This window comes from Pseudomonas sp. HMSC065H01, assembly GCF_001815235.1.
Taxonomy (GTDB): Bacteria; Pseudomonadota; Gammaproteobacteria; order Pseudomonadales; family Pseudomonadaceae; genus Pseudomonas; species Pseudomonas aeruginosa.
The window spans coordinates 1-257 of the sequence record NZ_KV819870.1; the positions used below are offsets into that span (position 1 = coordinate 1).

The window sequence follows — 257 nt, forward strand, 5'->3', positions numbered from 1 at the left end:
GCTGAAGCCTGGTCGGCCGCCGCGGCTTATGGTGCCCTGGCTCACGACATAGGCAAGATCGTCGTCGACCTGCAGGTTGAGCTGCAGGACGGCAGCACCTGGCACCCTTGGAACGGACCGATCAACCAGCCTTACCGCTTCAAGTACGTGAAGTCCCGCGAATACCAGCTCCACGGCGCTGCCTCAGCACTCCTCATCCACCAACTGCTTCCGCGCACTGCACTCGACTGGCTCAGTCGCTTTCCAGAGCTGTGGGC

1 protein-coding gene is annotated in these 257 nt (G+C 62.6%); it reads left to right on the forward strand.

Going from position 1 to position 257, the window contains the following annotated elements; translation table 11 throughout:
* Positions 1-257 (forward strand): TraI domain-containing protein (locus tag HMPREF3014_RS12480; RefSeq protein ID WP_177344976.1); only part of this gene is annotated, 257 nt, incomplete at both ends.